Genomic DNA, 19,083 nt, shown 5'->3' with positions numbered 1-19,083 from the left:
AGGTTTCCGTGGCGTTTTGCTTTGGCAGAAGCAACCGAATGATCAGCGGATCAGGAAATCGTCCACCGATTTGCCGGCCGCCAGGGCCTGGGTCAGCCAGCCCGGACGCTTGCCGCGGCCAGTCCAGGTGTTACCAGCGCTGTCGCGATAACGCACGGGTACCTTGCGGTTGGTCGCCTTCTTGCCGGCCACGGCCTTCACGCCAAAACCGAGATCTTCCGCGGTCAGGCCATATTGGTCGATTTTTTCACGAATATCGGCAATCACTGCGGCCTGCTCGCGTGCCTTGATTTCCTCGGCCTGTTTTTGCAGTTCGTTGATTTTCTGAACGATTTCCTGATAAGTCGCCATTTGATCCTCGGGTATCGGGTGGGTGCGGTATGTCGAAAAGCATTATATCGGGCTCCCGCGCCGCTGCAAATCCTTCACCTGCGTTTCGCATGCAAAATTAGGAAGATTCTCCAGCGGTTTTGTCATGAACTTTTCGGGGCATGCCATGTCGCCATCTGTTCGCCGGTTTGGCCTGCACTTGCTGGCGAATTCCCCGCCGCAGCGGCCCTGTGGAACTGGGACAAATGGGTCAATTGTTTTTTCTCGCTCTTGTCGCGCCGGTGCGCGCCGGTCTTCGCTATTGAAATACAGATAATCCCGCATGGTGCGGCGACAAACTTGCCCGAAATGTCATTTTTCGCATGAAAGGCGATGTCGGAGATACGTCACGTGCGGTATATCCGACATTTCAACGCGACGTCCCGCGGGATTTGGATTGTCTCAAGAACCAAGTGTGCAAGCCGTTATCCGGGCAGGGCGGATCGTCGGGGTGTCGGTTCGCCGTACCGGGACCAAGGGTGTGTCCTGCGGATTGCCTACCGTCGCATTCATCATGTCATTTGAGAACAATATCCAGATCAAGACCCTGTTAAGGGGCGCCATGGCCACGCTGTCGTTGCTGCTCATCCTGATGGGGGGCGCGGGGCTGCACGGAATCTCTCAGAGCAATGACGCATTGAAGGAAACGTATTCGAACCAGCTTGCCTCGACGATGGCGCTGAGCGACGCCATGCTGGCCACGGTCCGCATGCGCCTGGCGCTCGACCGCAACGTTATGCAGGGCGAACTGGACGATCCCAAGGTCAACGTCGACCGCTCCAGGGTCTTCGTCGAAGCCTCGGATTCGGCCTGGAAGCGCTATGCGAGCCTGCCGCAGAACGACCAGGAGAAGGCGCTCGCCGATGAACTCGCACGCAAGCGCGCCGACTTCATGACGCATGGCATCGAGCCGTTGCAGAAGGCTTCACTGGCCGGAAACCAGGAAGAGGCGGTTAGGCTGGCCAGCAAGGTCTTGCCCGAACTGCAGCGTGCCATGTCTTCAGCGCATGAGGCGCTGCAGAAATTCCAGCTGACCGCCGGCCAGGACAACTTCGACGCGGCGCAGGCTCGTTTCGAGCGGATCCGCATTCTGTCGATCGTGCTGATCGTCGCCGGGCTTGCCATCGCGGCGCTGTGCACGGTGACGCTGAACCGCGCCATCGTGCGCCCGGTCCAGGAAGCGCTGACGGTGATGGAGCGGATCGCGCGCGGCGACCTGACCTCGCGCATCAGCACGGTGTCCCGCAACGAAGTCGGACGCATGATGCAGGCGCTGGCGGCCATGCAGGACAGCCTTCAAAAGATCGTGTCGGAGGTCCGTGTCGGCGCCGACTCCATGGCGTCGGCGACCGAACAGATCTCCAGCGGCAACCTGGACCTGTCCCAACGCACGGAAGAGCAGGCTTCCTCGCTCGAGGAAACTGCGGCCAGCATGGAAGAACTGACGACCGTGGTGCGCCAGAACGCAGACAATGCCCGCCAGGCCGGCATACTGGCTGGCGAGGCTTCGCAGATCGCCGTCAAGGGTGGAGACGTGGTCGGCCGCGTGGTCGACACCATGAACGAGATCAACGACGCGTCGCGCAAGGTGGTCGAGATCATCAGCGTGATCGAAGGCATCGCGTTCCAGACGAATATCCTCGCGCTCAATGCCGCGGTCGAAGCGGCCCGCGCGGGCGAGCAAGGGCGGGGCTTTGCGGTGGTCGCGGGCGAAGTGCGCAGCCTGGCGCAGCGCTCGGCGACCGCGGCCAAGGAAATCGAGGCGCTGATCAGTGAATCCGGCCAGCGCGTGGAAAGCGGGACGCGCCTGGTGGCGGAGGCGGGCCAGACCATGGGCGAGATCGTGCAGGCTGTGCGCCGGGTCACGGACATCATGAACGAGATTGGTGCTGCCTCGCAGGAGCAGACCAGCGGTATCGAACAGGTGAACCAGGCCGTCACCCAGATGGACCAGGTCACGCAGCAGAATGCCGCGCTGGTCGAAGAGGCGGCCGCGGCCGCCGGTTCGCTGGAAGAACAGGCTCGCAAGCTCAAGAGCGTGGTTTCGGTATTCAATGTAGGCGGCGGAGCCGGTACAGTTGCGCAGGTCGCCGTACGCACGCCACAGGCCAAGCCGGTCAGGCCGCGCGCGGCGGCAACGCTGGCCCGCTCGTCCGTCACGGTACGTCCTGTCCGCGCGGTTGCGGCGGTACAGCGTGGCGCGGACGACGACTGGAGCGCTTTCTAGCACGGATGAAGTATTGCCTTGTTCACAGAGCGACCGCAAAGTGCCATGATTCGGGGTTTGCCTCGGATTGCCCGACTGTTCGCGCATTCTTCTAATTTCCGCGCAATCGAATGATCGCCTTGAGTACCGCCCTTTTGCTGCTGGCCGCCCTGCTCGGCGTGGCCGCCGTTCTCGGCGGTCGCCAGGCACGGCCGGAGGTGGGGGCTCGCCGTCCATTGCGCGCGCTGACCTGGTCCGCCGCGCTGCTGTCGCAACTGACGGTCGGATTGCCGTTCGTGGTGGTGATCAGCTCCGGCGCGGTGCCTGCGGCCAATGAAACCGCACAGATCGCTGCGGCCTTTGCCGTTGCCGCGGCGGCCACCTCGGCGGGCAAGTTGCTGTTTGCGTGGCTCAGGCAGGGCGCGCGGCTTTGGCGCGGCGCGGCGATTGCCTCGGCTCTGGCCGGCGCCGGGCTGGTGGCGGTCGCGGGTACCCGGCTTGGCCGGGTCTGTGGCGCAGGCTCCATGACCGCACGCGCGTGCATCGACGCGGCGGGATTGCCGCATCCGGCTTGGCTGGCGGGTGGGCTGACCGCGCTGTGCCTGCTGATGTTGCTCGTCCACAAGGCGCAGTCCCGCGGCTGGGTGCCTGCTCCCAGGCGCAATGCGGCTGGCGCTACCGACGAACTGTCTGACGAAGCGGCCGGCGCCTTGCGCGTGGTGGAGTCGCGGCAGATCCGGCGTAGCGGACGGATTCCCGGGCGTCTGGTCGTGCGGCCTGGCGCGCGGGGCCAGGGCACAGTGGCCGAGTACAGCGTGGCTACCGCTATGCCGGACCGCGTCGCATTCGGGCGCTGGCTCGACCAGGCGATCGCCCAGGCGCGGCTGGCCGAAAGCAGCTGCGCCGTCCTGCTCATCCATGTCGCGGATTTCCGCGAAGTCGACGAAGTCTTTGAAGTGCGCGCGGACGACATCCTCGCGCAGGATGCCGGCGCGCTGGCGCAGGCCGCGCTGGAACCCCACGATTTCCTGGCCCGGCTCGCGCGCGACGAATTTGCGGTCGGGGTGCCCGAAATGGTCCACCATGGCCGTGCGCAGGAACTGGGCTCGCGCGTGCTAGGCTCGCTGGCCGAGTTCGTGGCGTCGCGCGGCCTGCAGATGCAGATCGGCGTGAACATCGGCATTGCCATCTATCCGCGCGATGCACAGACGTCCGAGTCGCTGATGCAGGCCGCCCGCGTGAGCCTGACCGAGGCGCGCGAAAGCGGCTCCAACCAGGTGCGCCTGTTCAACAGTGCGGCCGGCGAGCGCGCGCGCCGCACGCGCGTGATCCGGCGCGACCTGTGGACGGCGATTCAGGACGATGCGCTGTCGCTGCAGTTCCAGCCGAAGTTCGACGCGCGGCGGCGCACCGTGGTCGGCGCCGAGGCGCTTTGCCGCTGGCGCCACCCGGCGCTTGGCCAGGTCAGCCCGGCCGAGTTCATTGCCGTGGCCGAGCAGTCCAGCCAGATCGATAAGCTTGACGACTGGGTCATTGCCAGCGTATGCCGGCACGTGCGCCAGTGGCAGGACGCCGGTTTGCCGCTAGTGCCGGTGGCCATCAACGTATCGGGCCTGCGCTTCGCCAGCCGCAATTTCCCGCAATACCTGCTCGAGCAGATCCACCAGCACGACATTCCGCCGTCGGCCATCACGCTCGAAATCACCGAGACGGCGGCCATGAAGGACATCGCCAAGTCGCTCGAAACGCTGGCCGAACTGCAATCGCTCGGCATCCAGGTGGCGCTGGACGACTTCGGCAGCGGCTATTCGAGCCTCGGCTACCTGAAGCGACTGCGCGTCGGCACGCTGAAGATTGACCGGACGCTCATCGGTGGCCTCGATGCCGATGCGCAGGGCCGGGCCATTGTCGGCTCCATGGTGGCGCTCGCGCACGAGCTGCGCATGAAGGTGGTGGCCGAAGGCGTGGAATCGACGTCGCAACTCGAGATCCTGAACGAGATGGGCTGCGACGAGGTGCAGGGCTACCTGCTGTCGCTGCCGCTGGACGCCGCGGGATTTGCCGAGGCGCTCGAGCAGAAGGCCGCCGCCCGCGAAGTCCAGGCGGTGCGCTGACGCGCAGCGCATCAGGGGCGTGCGACGGCCACAACACGCTCCGCGTATTCCCTGATTCCCTCAAGCTGCTGCACAAGCCTGCCGATATCCAATGCGGCAGGCCGCCATTGCCTTGACGGCAATCCCCGCAGCCCGCGCCGGCCTGTCCGCCGCCGGTCGCGCCATGCCCCTGTCGGATCCAACCGCCGTGCGTCCACGGAGCCACCATGCCTGCCACGTCTGTTCCCAGCATCCTCGTCGTCGATGATTCGCCGTCCCTGCGCCGCATGATTGCCGCATGCCTGCGTGCCGGTGGCTATGCAGTGACCGAGGCCGCCGATGGAGACCAGGCACAGGCGCTCGCGGCGCAAGCGAGCTTCGACATGCTGCTGACCGACCAGGTCATGCCGGGCATGGACGGGCTGACGCTGATCCGCCATCTGCGCGCGACCGAACGCTATGCAGGCATTCCCATCCTGATGCTGACCACCGAAGCCGACGACCGCATCCGCGAGCAGGCCCGCGAGGCCGGGGCATCGGGTTTCCTGCCGAAACCCTTCGATCCCGACCAGCTCATGGCCGCGGTGGCCGAGCTGGGCAACTGAACGGCCATTCACGCAATCCCCCACTAACGAAGGGGTCGAATTGCCGTGCGTAGCCCTTCAGGCACTCGCCGCGCTGCCGTAAATAACGGGGGGACAAAGTGAAAAGGTCCCCGTGCCGCCGGCGCCTGCATGGTGCATCGGCGGACACGAGTCACCAGCAGCCAACCGGGGGCAAGCAACGATGAAACAGATCGACAAGGCGGAAGGCGCCGGCGAAGAATTCCTGACGTTCCGGCTCGGGCGCGAGGAGTACGGCGTTGACATCCTGAAGGTTCAGGAGATCCGTGGCTACGAGTCCGTAACGCAGATCGCCAATGCGCCGGACTACATCAAGGGCGTGATCAACCTGCGCGGCACCATCGTGCCCATCATCGACCTGCGCATCCGGTTCCGCCAGGAAAAGATCAGCTACGACCAGTACACGGTCGTCATCATCGTCGACCTCAGCGACCGCACCACCGGCATCGTCGTCGATGGCGTGTCCGACGTGCTTACGCTGTCGCCGGCGCAGATCAAGCCTACGCCTCACTTCACCAGCGAACTCGCCACCGACTATATCCGCGGGCTGGGTTCGGTCGACGAGCGCATGCTGATCCTGGTGAATATCGAAAAGCTCCTCAATACCGAAGAGCTCGCCGCGCTCGAAGCGCTGGCCTGAGCCACGCCCGAACGCTGATCGCTCCGGCCGCGGGCCCCAAGCCCGCCCGGCCAGCGGAGCCGGCACCCACCCGTGCCGCCGCACCCCCGCCAAACCGCTTTGAGTGGTGCCGCAATCGCAGCCGCCGTGCCCAAAGCAAGCAGTTAATGTCATACATGCGAAACAACCAACCCGTCACGCAAAACGAATACAAGCTTTCCCCTGACGACTACCTGATTTCGCGTACCGACCTCAAAGGCCGCATCACGTTCGCCAACCGTACGTTCGTTGAGGCAAGCGGCTTCAGCGCGCAGGAACTGCTGGGCGCGGCGCACAACCTGGTGCGTCATCCCGACATGCCGCCGGAGGCCTTTGCCGACCTGTGGCAGAACATCCAGGCAGGCCGTTCGTGGGTGGGCGTGGTCAAGAACCGCCGCAAGAACGGCGACTACTACTGGGTCAGCGCGACGGTCACGCCGACCCATATCGATGGTCGCCTGGTGGGCTATACCTCCGTGCGCTCGATGGCCACACGCGAACAGGTCGAGGCGGCCAGCGCCGCTTACGCGCGCTTCCGCGAAGGACGCGCGGGCGGCCTGGCCATCCGCGAGGGGGCGGTGGTGCGTACCGGCATGGCGGGATGGGTCGGCCGTGCCACGCGCCTGAACCTGCGCCGGCGCATCCTGTGGTCGCAAGCGGGCGGCCTGGTGTGGTTCCTGGCGGCGCTGCTGGCCGCCGAAGCATTCGGTGGCGACGCCGTCGCCGCGGTACGTCCCTGGCTGTGGGGCGGCTTCGTGCTGGCGGTCGTGACCGCCTTCGCGACCGGCACGATGCTGCTGTCGCGCGTGCATCGTCCCGTTCGCGAAATGCTCGACTTTGCTCTGCGCATGGGCGCAGGGGACCTCACCACCAGTTTTGAACATCGCGCGAACGATGAGGTCGGCGCACTCGCGCAGGCTATGCAGACCATGCAGCGCAGCCTGCTGTCCGTGGTGCACGAGATCCAGGAAGGCATGGCCAGCATTTCGTCGGCGACCCACCAGGTGGCCGCGGGCAACAACGACCTGTCGCAGCGCACCGAGCAGCAGGCGGCGTCGCTGGAAGAGACGGCATCGAGCATGGAGGAGCTGACCAGCACGGTGCGCCAGAACGCAGACAACGCGCGCCAGGCGAGCGGGCTGGCAGCGAATGCGTCGGAAACCGCGGTGCGCGGTGGCGAAGTGGTCGGCCGCGTGGTGAACACGATGGAAGAGATCAACGAAGCGTCGCGCAAGATCGTGGACATCATCGGCGTGATCGAAGGCATTGCGTTCCAGACCAATATCCTGGCGCTGAACGCGGCGGTGGAAGCCGCACGTGCGGGCGAACAAGGTCGTGGCTTTGCGGTCGTGGCAGGCGAGGTGCGCAGCCTTGCACAGCGCAGCGCGAATGCCGCCAAGGAAATCAAGGGCCTGATCGGCGACACGGTGGCGCGCGTGGACAACGGCACAGCGCTGGTGGGCCAGGCTGGCACGACGATGGACGAGATCGTGCAGGCGGTCAAGCGCGTGACGGACATCATGAGCGAGATCAGCGCGGCCTCGGCCGAGCAGAGTTCGGGCATCGAACAGGTGAACCAGGCCGTGGCGCAGATGGATGAAGTGACACAGCAGAACGCGGCACTCGTCGAGCAGGCTGCAGCGGCGGCCGGTTCGCTCGAAGAGCAGGCGGGACGCTTGCGCGACGCGGTAGCGACCTTCCGCGTCAGCATGCAGGCAGAGGTGCGGCCCCAGCGGCCGCGCCGCGCCGATACAGAAGGGGTGCTGTCGCTGGCGCAGGCTTGAGACAGGCAGGGCGCGACGGCCGCGTGCTACCGCACGCCGGTGGGGCGTACCCGGATCATTCGTTACAAGGGGGATTTCTATGCATTGGTTCAATCAACTGCGGGTTACGACCCGGCTGGTTGGCGGGTTCCTGGTGGTCGCAGTGATCGGTGCCTTCATGGGGCTGCTCGGCGTCGTCAATATGGGGCGCATGGCCGACTGGACCGGCAAGATCTACAACAACGACTTGCAGGCGCTGAAAGCGGTGCAGGACGCCAATATCAATCTGGTCTATGCCAGCCGTGCGCAGATCGCGCTGCTGTCGGCATCGACCATGGGCGAGCGCAGCACCGAGAAGGAACAGATCACCAAGTCGCTCGCCGCCATGGACGAGCGCGTGAAGCAGGTGGCCGACAAGTTCGAACAGCCGGAGGGCAAGGCGCTGGTCAAGCAATACCAGACGCTGGCGCCGGCGTTCCGCGAACGCATGGGCAAGTACACGGAGCTCGTGAGCAAGCAGCCGCTCGATACCTCGCAGTTCGAAAGCAGCGTGTTCAGCGAGAGCGCAGACCTGCTCAAGGACAGCCATGCGCTTGAAGCGATCATGGCCACGATGGTCAAGCGCCGCGATGACCGCGCACGCTCCAACATGGAAGAGGCGCGCAGCGTCTATACGAGCACGCGCCTGTGGATGCTCGGCCTCGTGCTCGGCGGCCTGGCGCTGTCGGTGCTGCTTGGCGCTTTCCTGGCGCGCGCGCTGTCGCGTCAACTCGGCGGCGAGCCCAGTTACGCCGTGGCCATTGCTTCGCGCATTGCCGATGGCGATTTCTCCGCCGAAGTGAAGACGCGTGCCGGCGATCGCGACAGCTTGGTCCACGCCATGAAGCAGATGCAGCAGCAGCTGTCGGGCATGGTGCGCGACTTCAAGGAGTCGGCTGAGTCGATCGCCACGGCATCGCGCGAGATTGCCGCGGGCAACAACGACCTGTCGCAGCGCACCGAGCAGCAGGCGGCGTCGCTGGAAGAGACGGCATCGAGCATGGAGGAGCTGACCAGCACGGTGCGCCAGAACGCAGACAACGCGCGCCAGGCGAGCGGGCTGGCAGCGAATGCGTCGGAAACCGCGGTGCGCGGTGGCGAAGTGGTCGGCCGCGTGGTGAACACGATGGAAGAGATCAACGAAGCGTCGCGCAAGATCGTGGACATCATCGGCGTGATCGAAGGCATTGCGTTCCAGACCAATATCCTGGCGCTGAACGCGGCGGTGGAAGCCGCACGTGCGGGCGAACAAGGTCGTGGCTTTGCGGTCGTGGCAGGCGAGGTGCGCAGCCTTGCACAGCGCAGCGCGAATGCCGCCAAGGAAATCAAGGGCCTGATCGGCGACACGGTGGCGCGCGTGGACAACGGCACAGCGCTGGTGGGCCAGGCTGGCACGACCATGGACGAGATCGTGCAGGCTGTGCGGCGCGTGACGGACATCATGGGCGAGATCAGCGCGGCCTCGGCCGAGCAGAGCTCGGGCATCGAACAGGTGAACCAGGCCGTGGCGCAGATGGATGAGGTGACGCAGCAGAATGCGGCACTGGTGGAGCAGGCTGCAGCCGCCGCAGGCTCGCTCCAGGACCAGGCCGGCCGCCTGCAGACGGTGGTCGCCACGTTCCGTCTGGCTGCGGATGGCTCGGTAGCCTCGGCCCGCTTCGAACGGCCTGCCGCAGCCCATTCCACGGCACGCCCAACCGGCAAGGCCGCACTCGCGTCGGCGCGCAAGCCCGCACCGACTGCAGATGCCGCGGAGCCCACGAGCCAGCCGGCGGCGAAGGCCCGTGCGCTACCGCGCCCGGCCGCTCTCGCCGCCGCGGACAACGGGGACTGGAGCGCGTTCTGAGCCCCGGCGGGCGGCAATCGGTTGCTACGGCCTGCCGCCCGCCTTCGCCTTCGATGCCATGAATACCAATATCACCCTGGCCTTGTCGCCAGACGAGGTGGCCAGGCTGCGCAGGGAGTTCGACGACTTCGTCAGCCTGTCGACGGGTTTCGACAAGGACTTCCTGCCGCCTGAATTCAACGACTTCCTGCGCGCGCGGCTGCTCCAGCATGATGGTCCGCTGACCGAGCGCGCCGTCATGCGGCTGCTGGCCAGCGGGGAATACGGCTGGGCGCGCAAGGTGTTCGACAAGCAGCTTCCCAACGCTTTGTCGTCGCTGATGCGCGATGCGCGACGCTTTGGCTTCGGCCTCGCCGTGCAGTCAGACTGGAACCCGCAACAGCGCTTCGAGCACGCACGCGAATGGGCCGCCCAGGTGCTGGCCGAATGCGGGGCGGATGCAGCGTTCACGGACGCCCTGGCGTCTCAGGTTGCCGCGTCGGCCGAAGATGTACGCGTGCTGGAGGAACGCATGCGAACGCCGGCCTGGGTGCTGGCCGAAAGCCTGCGGCAGCGCGCGTATGACCTGATGTATGCGTTGCAGACCGAGGACAATGAAACGCTCGGCCGGTCGCGCGTCGGGGAACTGCGTGCGACGTTGACGCTGGCGCTGCAATACGGCTCTATCCAGCTTGAAGAAGCCAACCGCGTGCTCGAACAAGCCGCCCGGGCACGGCCACATTTGTTCCAGGACGCCCCGGACGATGTATTCGCACGATTGGCTGCCTGGCTCAGACGGTTGTTCAATTCGTCACATTCCAATTCGTCAATAGTGGAATCCCGGTAGTGGGTGATAGTCAGCGCATGCAATGACTTATCCGTTCCACTATTGCGTTACATCAATTGTTGCACGGTCGATTTGTTACAAAATTCGTACAGCCATGTATCTTCCGTGCGACATTGGGGTTTCCCCCGCGTAAGTAGGGATTGGCATTGCGGGCGGATTGCCGATATAAACGTAACAGTTTCACTTACACTCTGTAACACTTGTAACGAGTCGGTACGAGGAAGTAAGTGCGACCGGGCTGAAGTTCCTATTGTCGTACGTAGTACCTGCCTGACACGCATGTAAACGATCTGGTCGCCGGAAGCCCCCTACTGGGCCGCCGGTAAGCGCCGGACAAGCGCAAGGCAGGTTTTTGGTAGCGGGGAAAAATTGGAAAGCAGTGAAGTTCTCCAGGAGATCAGGGAGGTTAACCTCGCCTATCTTCTGCTCGCCCAGCGCCTGGTGCGGGAAAACCAGGTGGAAGCCATGTTCAGACTTGGTGTCAGCAAGGAAATTGCCGACATTCTCGCTAAGCTGACCTCGGCGCAACTCGTGAAGCTCGCGGCATCGAACATGGTGCTCTGCAGGTTCCGATTTGACGACCACGCGCTTCTGTCCACTCTCACTCATACGGCCAAGAACCACGATATGCAGCAGATGCACGCTGCGATCCTGCTTGCCCGTCAGCCTGTGGAGTCGCTCAATTGACCGCGCTCCTGCAGGCCCCTTCGGCGCGCAGCGTTACCACCGCGCCCGTTCCAAGCCGCAAGAGCGTACTGCAGGATGCCAACCAGACCCAGCTCGCCATCGAGCTGATCGGCCTGGGTGCGCGCCTGCAGGTGCTTGAGGCCGAGACTACGCTCTCGCGCGACCGGCTGATCCGTCTCTACAAGGAGCTGCGGGGCGTTTCGCCGCCCAAGGGCATGCTCCCGTTCTCGACAGACTGGTTCACGACCTGGCTGCCGAATATCCATTCGTCGCTGTTCTTCTCCGCGTACCAGTTCATGGTGCAAGAGGGCGAAACCGTGGGTATTCGCGCCGTAGTGGCCGCTTACCGTCTGTATCTCGAGCATGTTTCGCTGCTCGGCGGCGAAATAGTCTTAAGTTTCACCCGTGCCTGGACGTTAGTACGGTTCTTCGAGAGCAATATGCTGCAGCTGTCCAGCTGCACGTGTTGCGGTGGACAGTTCGTGACGCACGCCTATGAGCCGCACGCGAATTTCGTGTGCAGCCTGTGCCGTCCGCCCTCGCGTGCCGGGAAGGTGAAGAAGCCCTCGAAGAACGCCGCCGCCTTGCAGACCGAAGCCTGATCCTGGTTGAGGTCCGCCAGGCTGGCAAGCTGCGCAGCACTGGTGGACCGGATCATCCCTGTCCGCCCGTGCAACGGGCAATCGTGCGTGACTGACGCGCTTTTTTGACGGGGATCCGATCGTGCTAGTAGTTCTTGGCTATATCGTCGTGGTAGCGGCGGTGCTTGGCGGTTATGCCATGACCGGCGGCCACATGGGCGCGCTGTATCAACCGGCGGAACTTGTGATCATCGGTGGCGCTGCCGCCGGTGCCTTCATCGCCACCAATACCACCAAGGCGCTCAAGGCAACGCTCAAGGCGTTGCCGGGCCTGTTCAAGAGCTCCAAGTACAAAAAGGAGCTGTACCTCGACGTCATGTCGCTGCTGTACGTGCTGCTGTCCAAGGCACGCCGCGAAGGCATCCTGTTCCTCGAAAAGGAAATCGCCGATCCCGCCGCGAGCAGCGTGTTCAGCCAGTATCCGCGCATCCTGTCCGATCCGGTCGTGATGGAGTTCCTCACGGACTACCTGCGCATGATGGTCAACGGCAACATGAACGCGTTCGAGATCGAGGCCCTGATGGACCACGAGATCGAAACCTTCCGCCACGAAGCCGAAATCCCTGCCCATGCGCTGTCGCGCGTCGGCGACGCACTGCCGGCCTTCGGCATCGTCGCCGCGGTGATGGGCGTGGTGCATGCACTGGCTTCGGCCGACCTGCCGCCGGCCGAACTGGGCGCGCTGATCGCGCACGCGATGGTCGGTACGTTCCTGGGCATTCTGCTGGCCTACGGCTTTGTCTCGCCGCTTGCCGCGCGCATCGAGCTGCAGGTGTCGGAGAACGTCAAGGTCTACGAATGCATCAAGGTGGTCCTGCTTGCCTCGCTCAACGGTTATGCGCCGCTGGTGGCGGTCGAGTTCGGCCGCAAGGTGCTGTACTCCACGGTGCGGCCGTCGTTCCTCGAGCTGGACGACCACGTCCGCGAAGTCAAGAGCCTGAGCTGATCCTGCCGAGCCACCGTCATGAGCAGCGCAAACGATATGCGTCCGATCATCGTCCGCAGGGCGAAGTCGCACGCCAAACCGCACGGCAACCATAGCTGGAAGATCGCCTACGCCGACTTCATGACGGCGATGATGGCGCTCTTCCTGGTGCTGTGGCTTTTGTCCAGCGCCAACAAGAAGACCCTGGAAGGCATTGCCGAGTATTTCCGCATGCCGCTGAAGGTGGCTGTTGTCGGCGGTGAAAGGAGCAGCCAGACGCCCAGCGTGATTCCCGGCGGCGGCATGGACGTGATGCGCAAGGACGGTGAAGTCATGCGTGCGCACGACAACGATCCGTCCGCCGAGCAACGCCGCAACGAGTTTCAGGAAGCCCAGCGTTTGCGCGCGCTGAAGAACCGGCTTGAGCAGATCATCGAGAACAACCCGATGCTCAAGCAGTTCCGCCCGCAACTGCTGCTCGACATCACCAGCGAAGGACTGCGCATCCAGATCCTCGATACGCAGAACCGCCCGATGTTCCGTACCGGCCGTGCAGAGGTGGAACCGTACATGCGTGCCATCCTGCGCGAGATCGGCCCGGTGATCAATGATCTGCCCAACAAGGTCAGCCTGTCCGGCCATACCGACTCGGCGAACTACTCCAACGGCGAGCGCACGTACAGCAACTGGGAACTGTCGAGCGATCGCGCCAACGCATCGCGCCGCGAGCTGATCGCCGGCGGCATGCAAGAGGGCAAGGTGCTGCGCGTGCTGGGCCTGGCGGCCACCATGCCGCTGGACAAGAGCGACCTGCTGGCGCCGGTTAACCGGCGCATCAGTATCGTGGTGCTGAATCAGAAGGCGCAGGCCCAGTTCGAAGCGGAAAACGCGAGCGCCGCGGACGTCACGGTGAAGGCACAGGCCGGCAAGGTTGCGGGCGCGATGCACGAAGGGCTGGCCGCTTCGGCACCGGCAGCACCGGCAGCACCGGCGGCGCCGAAGGCAAAGACAGAATGATGCGTGGCCGCTGGCATGGCGGCGATGCTTAGCGCAGTAACTTAGTGAGTCAGGACGCCAATGTCTGTCGATATCGATATCACACAGTTTTACCAGACCTTCTTTGAAGAGGCGGAAGAACTGCTCGTTGAAATGGAGCAGTTGCTGCTCGGCCTGGACATCGAGTCGCCCGACCCGGAAGACCTCAACGCGATCTTCCGTGCCGCGCACTCCATCAAGGGCGGTGCGGCTACCTTCGGGTTTGCGGCACTGACCGAAACCACGCACATCTTCGAGAATCTGCTGGACCGTACGCGCCGCCAGGAACTGGCGCTGTCCCGGACCATCATCGACACCTTTCTGGAAACCAAGGACGTGTTGCAAGATCAGCTCAACGCCTACCGCAACGGCACCGAACCCGATCAGGAAACACTGGTGCGCATCTGCGCCGTGCTGCAGCAGCTTGCCCAGGAGGCGAATGGCACGGCAGGCGGATCCGCTCCGGCTCCCGCAGCGGCACCGGTACCTGTAGTCGCGCCCGTTGCGGCGCCCGCTGCCGGCGGTGGCCTCAAGGTGCGCCTGATCAAGGTGTCTGCCTCCGACCAGGCATTGCTGCGCGAAGAGCTTGCAAACCTTGGCGAGATCACCGGGCAGCACGAAGAAAACGGCGAACTGGCGATCTGGCTCAACAGCCAGTGCAGCGCTGACGACATCATTGCCGTCTGCTGTTTCGTGATCGATGCCGACCAGATCGTGGTCGAGGCAGCCGGCGCATCGGCTCAGGCTCCCGCGCTGGCCGAGGTGCCTGTTGCCGCTGCGGCGCCAGCGCCGGTTGCGGCCGCACCGGTCGCCGCCACGCCGGCACCCGCTGCCAAGGAGAAGACCAAGCCGGCCGCAGCGGCCGCCCACAATCAGGAGTCGGGCTCGATCCGCGTGCCGACCGAGAAGGTCGACCAGATCATCAACCTGGTGGGCGAACTCGTTATCACGCAATCGATGCTGGCGCAGACCGCGTCGTCGCTCGACCCGGTTCTGTTCGATCGCCTGTTCTCCGGCATGGGCCAGCTCGAGCGCAATGCGCGCGACCTGCAGGAAGCCGTGATGTCGATCCGCATGATGCCGATGGACTACGTGTTCTCGCGCTTTCCGCGCCTGGTCCGCGACCTGGCCAGCAAGCTCGGCAAGCAGATCGACCTGGTGACGTTCGGCAAGGCGACCGAGCTCGACAAGAGCCTGATCGAACGCATCATCGACCCGCTGACCCACCTCGTGCGCAACAGCCTGGACCACGGCATCGAGACGCCGGACAAGCGCGTCGCCGCGGGCAAGGATCCGACCGGCCAGCTCATCCTCTCCGCGCAGCACCACGGCGGCAATATCGTGATCGAGGTCAGCGACGACGGCGGTGGCCTGAACCGCGAGCGCATTCTCGCCAAGGCAATCCAGAACGGCCTGCCGGTGTCCGAGAACATCAGTGATGAAGAAGTCTGGCAACTGATCTTCGCGCCGGGCTTCTCTACGGCAGAAGTCGTGACCGACGTTTCCGGCCGTGGCGTGGGCATGGACGTGGTCAAGCGGAACATCCAGGAGATGGGCGGCCATGTCGAGATCAGCTGCCGTCCGGGCCTGGGCACCACGATCCGCATCGTGCTGCCGCTGACGCTGGCGATTCTCGACGGCATGTCGGTGAAGGTCGGCGAGGAAACCTTCATCCTGCCGCTGAACTGCGTGATGGAGTCGCTGCAGCCGAAGTCCGAGGACATCCATACCGCAGCCAACGCCGACCGCGTCATGCACGTGCGCGGCGAATACCTGCCGCTGCTCGAGATGCACCGCGTCTTCAACGTGGCTGACGCGCTGCAGGAGCCGACCCAGGGCATCGCCGTGATCCTGCAGGCCGAAGGCAAGCGCTTCGCGCTGCTGGTGGACCAGCTCATCGGCCAGCACCAGGTCGTGCTGAAGAACCTGGAAACCAACTACCGCAAGGTGCCATGCATTTCCGCCGCCACCATTCTCGGCGACGGCAGCGTGGCGCTGATCGTCGATGTCGGTGCGCTGCAGCGCACCGGCGTGCGCCGGCAAGAAACGACGCTGGCGCTGTAATCGTCCAACCAAAGGAGAACTAGACATCATGGCCGGCATCGGACAGATCGATACCCCCGGAAGCGAAGCTTCGGGCCAGGAGTTCCTGGTCTTCACGCTGGGAACGGAGGAATACGGCATCGATATCCTCAAGGTGCAGGAGATCCGCAGCTACGAGACCGTGACGCGCATTGCTAGCGCGCCCGACTTCATGAAAGGCGTGACCAACCTGCGCGGCGTGATCGTGCCCATCGTCGACCTGCGGCTGAAGTTCCGACTGGGCAACGTGCGCTACGACCACCAGACCGTCGTGATCATCCTGAACGTGGCGGGCCGCGTGGTCGGCATCGTCGTGGACGGCGTGTCGGACGTGCTCACGCTGACCGGCGAAGCGATCAAGCCGGCGCCGGAGTTCGGCGTGTCGGTGTCCACCGAGCACCTGACAGGCCTGGCCACGGTCGAAGGCCGCATGCTGGTGCTGATCGATATCGAGCGCCTGATCACCAGCCCCGAGATGGAGCTGATCGAGGCTGAGGCCGCCTGAGCGGCCGACGCGCGATCCGCATCTTGCCGCATTACCCGTATTGCCACGCGAACCCATGACGCCCAACCGTAACGCCGCCAGCTTTGCCCAAGGCATGGCCGCCGCCAGCGCGGCGTCTGCTGCCCTGCGGCGCGACGAGTCGCGCGACTTCCTGCTGACGGAGCGCGACTTCGAGAAGATCCGCGCGCTGATCCATCGCCGCGCAGGTATTTCGTTGGGCAGCCACAAACGCGAGATGGTGTATTCGCGTCTGGCCCGCAGGCTGCGCGCGCTGCAGCTGACCGATTTCGCGAGCTACCTTGCCATCCTTGAAGCGGATGACACATCGTCCGAGTGGGAATATTTCACCAACTCGCTGACGACCAACCTGACGTCGTTTTTCCGCGAGGCGCATCACTTCCCCTTGCTGGCCGAGCACGCCAAGAAGACCGGCCGGCCCTACAACGTCTGGTGCTGCGCGGCATCGACCGGCGAAGAGCCGTACTCTATCGCCATCACGCTCGCCGAGGCGCTGGGGGACCGCGGTGCGACGGTGCTGGCCACCGATATCGACACGCAGGTGCTGGCCAAGGCGAGGGCGGGGGTGTACACGGAGGAACAGATCGCACGCCTGTCGCAGGAACGGCTCAAGCGCTTCTTCCTGAAGGGCACGGGCCAGCGCGCCGGCGCGGTCAAGGTCAAGCCGGAGCTTGCATCGACCATTGCGTTCGAGCCGCTCAACCTGCTCGCGCCTGACTGGGGCATCCGCGACCGCTTCGACGTGATCTTCTGCCGCAACGTGATGATCTACTTCGACAAGCCGACGCAGGGTCGCATCCTCGAGCGTTTCGCACCGCTGCTCAAGCCGGGCGGGTTGCTGTTCGCGGGCCATTCGGAGAACTTCTCGTACGTCACGCGCGCATTCCAGCTGCGCGGGCAGACCGTGTACGAACTGGCGTCCGACGCCGCACGTGCGGGACGGGCCTGATGCGTACGCCTCATCTTCCCGAAGCCATTGCCACGCGCAAGTATTTCGACCGCGAGTTCGACCGCCAGGCCATCAAGCTGTTGCCCAACGAGTACTACGTGACCGGCGAGGACGTGGTGCTGACGACAGTGCTCGGTTCTTGCGTGGCGGCGTGCATCCGCGACGAGAAGGCCGGCGTGGGCGGCATGAACCATTTCATGCTGCCGGACGATGAGGGCGGCACCGCGGACCGCATGCTGTCCGCGTCGATGCGCTATGGCTGCTATGCGCTCGAAGTGCTGATCAACGAGCTGCTGAAGATGGGCGCGCGGCGCGAACGCCTGGAGGCCAAGGTCTTTGGTGGCGGCGCGGTGCTGGCCAACATGACCACGCTGAACATTGGCGACCGTAACGCGGACTTCGTGCTGCGCTATCTGAAGACAGAGGAAATCCGCGTTGCGGCGCAGGACCTGCGCGGCCCGCATGCGCGGCGCGTGAGCTATTTCCCGGTTACCGGCCTGGCACTGGTGCGCCGCCTGACGCGCCAGGACGACCAGGTGTCGGTAGAGCGCGACGAGCGCGCGCTGGCGCGCGCCATCGCCACGTCCGGCACGGCGCCGTCGCGTGGTGGCGAGCTTTTTACGCGCCCATCGGCGTCCCGGACGCCATCCTGAACGAATCGAAAGCAGAACGACTATGACTGCCGCGAAGATCAAGGTGTTGTGCGTGGATGATTCCGCGCTGATTCGCAGCCTGATGACGGAGATCATCAACAGCCAGCCCGACATGGAAGTGGTTGGGACTGCGCCCGATCCGCTCGTCGCGCGCGAGATGATCAAGCAGCTGAACCCCGACGTGCTGACGCTCGACGTCGAAATGCCGCGCATGGACGGGCTCGATTTCCTCGAGCGGCTGATGCGGCTGCGCCCGATGCCCGTGCTGATGGTGTCGTCGCTGACCGAACGCGGTTCCGAAATCACGATGCGCGCGCTGGAGCTGGGCGCCGTCGACTTCGTCACCAAGCCCAAGCTCGGCATCCGCGACGGCCTGATGGAGTACACCGACACCATCGCGGACAAGATCCGCGCCGCGTCGCGTGCGCGCGTACGCCAGGCTCCGCAGGCCGCGTCCGGCACGCCGGCCACGCCGATGCTGCGCAGCCCGCTGCTGTCGACCGAGAAGCTGATCATCCTGGGCGCGTCGACGGGCGGAACGGAAGCGATCAAGGACTTCCTGATGCCGCTGCCGCCGGACAGCCCCGCCGTGCTGATCGTGCAGCATATGCCTGCCGGCTTTACGCGCTCGTTCGCGCAACGGCTCGATGGGCTGTGCCGCATCACGGTGAAGGAAGCGCAGCACGGCGAACGCGTGCTGCCCGGCTATGCCTATATCGCGCCCGGCGATTCGCACCTGCGCCTGGCGCGCAGCGGCGCCAACTACGTGGCGCACCTGTCGCAAGAAGCGCCGGTCAACCGCCATCGTCCGTCGGTGGACGTGCTGTTCGATTCTGCCGCCGAGCATGGCGGCAAGAACGTGATCGGCGTGATCCTGACCGGCATGGGCAAGGACGGTGCCAAGGGCATGCTGCGCATGCGCGAGGCCGGTGCCTATAACCTGGCGCAGGACGAAAGTACCTGCATCGTGTTTGGCATGCCGAAGGAGGCGATCGCCGCCGGCGGCGTGCATGAAGTAGTGCCCCTGCACTCGATGACCCAGCGCGTGATGGCGCGCCTGGCCACTTACGGGACCCGCGCGCAACGGGTCTGAAATAACAGGTCGAGGCCTGTCCCCGGCGGGGCTGGCCTGAAAACCAAACGACATTCCACAACTGCATCTACC

The 19,083-nt window shown here is 64.6% G+C and carries 17 protein-coding genes; 16 read left to right on the top strand and 1 reads right to left on the bottom strand.

What is annotated here, in order from left to right; translation table 11 throughout:
• Positions 1-42 precede the first annotated feature (42 nt).
• Positions 43-351, bottom strand: a complete 309-nt coding sequence (locus K2O51_RS05625) for an H-NS histone family protein (protein ID WP_011301704.1) — start codon at positions 349-351, stop codon at positions 43-45.
• A gap of 532 nt (positions 352-883) precedes the next feature.
• Here K2O51_RS05625 and K2O51_RS05620 point away from each other — a divergent pair.
• The 16 genes from K2O51_RS05620 (at position 884) to K2O51_RS05545 (ending at position 19,011) form a co-directional block, all read left to right on the top strand.
• Positions 884-2,596, top strand: a complete 1,713-nt coding sequence (locus K2O51_RS05620; RefSeq protein WP_220630597.1) for a methyl-accepting chemotaxis protein — start codon at positions 884-886, stop codon at positions 2,594-2,596.
• Between the two features lie 110 nt (positions 2,597-2,706).
• Positions 2,707-4,689, top strand: a complete 1,983-nt coding sequence (locus tag K2O51_RS05615) for a putative bifunctional diguanylate cyclase/phosphodiesterase (protein WP_011301706.1) — start codon at positions 2,707-2,709, stop codon at positions 4,687-4,689.
• Positions 4,690-4,895: 206 nt separating this feature from the next.
• On the top strand, positions 4,896-5,273 hold the full coding sequence (locus tag K2O51_RS05610) for a response regulator (protein ID WP_011301707.1): 378 nt from the start codon (positions 4,896-4,898) through the stop codon (positions 5,271-5,273).
• A 181-nt stretch (positions 5,274-5,454) separates the two neighbouring features.
• Positions 5,455-5,931: a chemotaxis protein CheW gene (locus tag K2O51_RS05605; protein WP_011301708.1), complete on the top strand. Its 477-nt coding sequence runs from the start codon at positions 5,455-5,457 to the stop codon at positions 5,929-5,931.
• Positions 5,932-6,086: 155 nt separating this feature from the next.
• Positions 6,087-7,733: a methyl-accepting chemotaxis protein gene (locus tag K2O51_RS05600; RefSeq protein ID WP_220630596.1), complete on the top strand. Its 1,647-nt coding sequence runs from the start codon at positions 6,087-6,089 to the stop codon at positions 7,731-7,733.
• Between the two features lie 79 nt (positions 7,734-7,812).
• Complete coding sequence (locus tag K2O51_RS05595) at positions 7,813-9,597, top strand: methyl-accepting chemotaxis protein (RefSeq protein WP_220630595.1); 1,785 nt, start codon at positions 7,813-7,815, stop codon at positions 9,595-9,597.
• Positions 9,598-9,655: 58 nt separating this feature from the next.
• A complete protein-coding gene (locus K2O51_RS05590; RefSeq protein ID WP_011301711.1) occupies positions 9,656-10,423 on the top strand; it encodes a DUF4088 family protein in 768 nt (255 codons plus the stop codon).
• 369 nt (positions 10,424-10,792) lie between these two features.
• Positions 10,793-11,110: a flagellar transcriptional regulator FlhD gene (gene flhD, locus K2O51_RS05585; protein ID WP_011301712.1), complete on the top strand. Its 318-nt coding sequence runs from the start codon at positions 10,793-10,795 to the stop codon at positions 11,108-11,110.
• A complete protein-coding gene (gene flhC / locus K2O51_RS05580) occupies positions 11,107-11,712 on the top strand; it encodes a flagellar transcriptional regulator FlhC (protein WP_011301713.1) in 606 nt (201 codons plus the stop codon). Before flhD ends, flhC begins: the two co-directional genes overlap by 4 nt.
• A gap of 121 nt (positions 11,713-11,833) precedes the next feature.
• Positions 11,834-12,697, top strand: coding sequence for a flagellar motor stator protein MotA (gene motA / locus K2O51_RS05575; RefSeq protein WP_011301714.1), 864 nt, complete (start codon positions 11,834-11,836; stop codon positions 12,695-12,697).
• Positions 12,698-12,715: 18 nt separating this feature from the next.
• Positions 12,716-13,693, top strand: coding sequence for a flagellar motor protein MotB (gene motB, locus K2O51_RS05570; protein ID WP_011301715.1), 978 nt, complete (start codon positions 12,716-12,718; stop codon positions 13,691-13,693).
• A 60-nt stretch (positions 13,694-13,753) separates the two neighbouring features.
• Complete coding sequence (cheA, locus tag K2O51_RS05565; RefSeq protein WP_011301716.1) at positions 13,754-15,775, top strand: chemotaxis protein CheA; 2,022 nt, start codon at positions 13,754-13,756, stop codon at positions 15,773-15,775.
• 28 nt (positions 15,776-15,803) lie between these two features.
• Positions 15,804-16,298 (top strand): chemotaxis protein CheW, encoded by a 495-nt coding sequence (locus K2O51_RS05560; protein WP_011301717.1) that lies wholly within the window; start codon positions 15,804-15,806, stop codon positions 16,296-16,298.
• Between the two features lie 55 nt (positions 16,299-16,353).
• Positions 16,354-17,265 (top strand): CheR family methyltransferase, encoded by a 912-nt coding sequence (locus K2O51_RS05555; RefSeq protein WP_181184440.1) that lies wholly within the window; start codon positions 16,354-16,356, stop codon positions 17,263-17,265.
• Positions 17,265-17,918, top strand: a complete 654-nt coding sequence (gene cheD / locus K2O51_RS05550; protein WP_140950526.1) for a chemoreceptor glutamine deamidase CheD — start codon at positions 17,265-17,267, stop codon at positions 17,916-17,918. The genes K2O51_RS05555 and cheD overlap by 1 nt, the downstream gene beginning before the upstream one ends.
• A gap of 22 nt (positions 17,919-17,940) precedes the next feature.
• Positions 17,941-19,011, top strand: a complete 1,071-nt coding sequence (locus tag K2O51_RS05545) for a protein-glutamate methylesterase/protein-glutamine glutaminase (protein ID WP_140950527.1) — start codon at positions 17,941-17,943, stop codon at positions 19,009-19,011.
• The last annotated feature ends 72 nt before the right edge of the window (positions 19,012-19,083 follow it).

The organism is Cupriavidus pinatubonensis, assembly GCF_019602855.1.
GTDB classification, from domain to species: domain Bacteria; phylum Pseudomonadota; class Gammaproteobacteria; order Burkholderiales; family Burkholderiaceae; genus Cupriavidus; species Cupriavidus pinatubonensis.
Note: the sequence above shows the minus strand (reverse complement) of the source record. Positions and strands in the feature narration are given on the sequence as shown.